The organism is Paraburkholderia sp. Ac-20336, from assembly GCF_017105025.1.
Taxonomy (GTDB): Bacteria; Pseudomonadota; Gammaproteobacteria; order Burkholderiales; family Burkholderiaceae; genus Paraburkholderia.
Genome location: NZ_JAAGPS010000311.1, coordinates 1 through 1,003, shown reverse-complemented (window position 1 = coordinate 1,003; position 1,003 = coordinate 1). Strand labels below are relative to the sequence as shown.

Sequence of the window (1,003 nt, the reverse complement as noted above, 5' to 3'; positions counted from 1 at the left end):
GCGGCAGCGCGTACGGCGGCCGCGCGTACCCAGGCGACGCTGATCGCGCCGCAGGCGCCGCCCGCCAACGCGGACTGGCGGGCGCACTGGCAGTATCAGCGCGCGCGCGTGCGTTTCGTCGTGCAATACGCGCTCACGCGCGCCGGCCTCGCCGATGCCAAAGTGCCGCTCGCGATCTGCTGCGTGCTCGTGTTGCTGCTGTGCGGTTGGGCGGCCATCGTCGGCGGCCTGCTCGCGGTGTGCGCCGCGCTCGTCGTGTGCGCGATGTTCTTCTATTTCCTGCTGTCGATGCGCGCGAACAAGCGTCGCCAGCTGATCGTGCGGCAGCTGCCGCTCTTTCTCGACGGCATCGTGCGGCTCATCACGCTCGGCAACAGCGTGCCCGCCGCATTCCAGGCCGCGCTGCAAAACACCGAGGCGCCGCTGCGCGAATGTCTCGACTATGTCTCGCGGATGCTGCGTACCGGCATCGAGATCGATCGCGCGCTCTCGCAGGTCGCGGTGATCTACGGCGTGCGCGAACTCGAACTGGTCGGCGCGGTGCTGCGTCTGTCGGTCAAGTACGGCGGCCGTGCCGACGTGATGCTCGATCGCATGTCCTCGTTCATGCGCGATCTCGAACAGGCCGAGCGCGAACTCGTCGCGATGTCCTCGGAAACGCGGCTGTCCTCGTGGGTGCTCGCGATGCTGCCGATCGGCATCGGCGGTTTCCTGATCATGTCCAATCCGAAGTATTTCGCGTCGATGTGGTTCGACCCGTTCGGACGGCAGCTCGTCTATCTCGCGTTCGCGTTGCAGCTGGTCGGCGCGTATCTGCTTTACCGGCTTGCGAGCCTGAAGGACTGACCATGCAAGCCCGACACCTTGCCGTTCTCGCGCTGGCTTTCGCCGCCTTCGCCATGCTGCTGCTCGCGGGCCTCGTGCTGGCGCGCGTGGCGGCGGCGCGGCGCAGCGAGCGCACGCTCAGACAGGCGCTCGATCAGCGCGCGCTGCAAAGCGCGGC

The 1,003-nt window shown here is 67.8% G+C and carries 1 protein-coding gene; it reads left to right on the top strand.

Features of this window, described 5'->3' with window-relative positions; all coding sequences use genetic code 11:
• A partial coding sequence (locus tag GXB81_RS31195) for a type II secretion system F family protein (RefSeq protein WP_241016607.1) occupies nt 1–846 on the top strand: 846 nt, incomplete at its 5' end.
• Between the last annotated feature and the right edge of the window lie 157 nt (nt 847–1,003).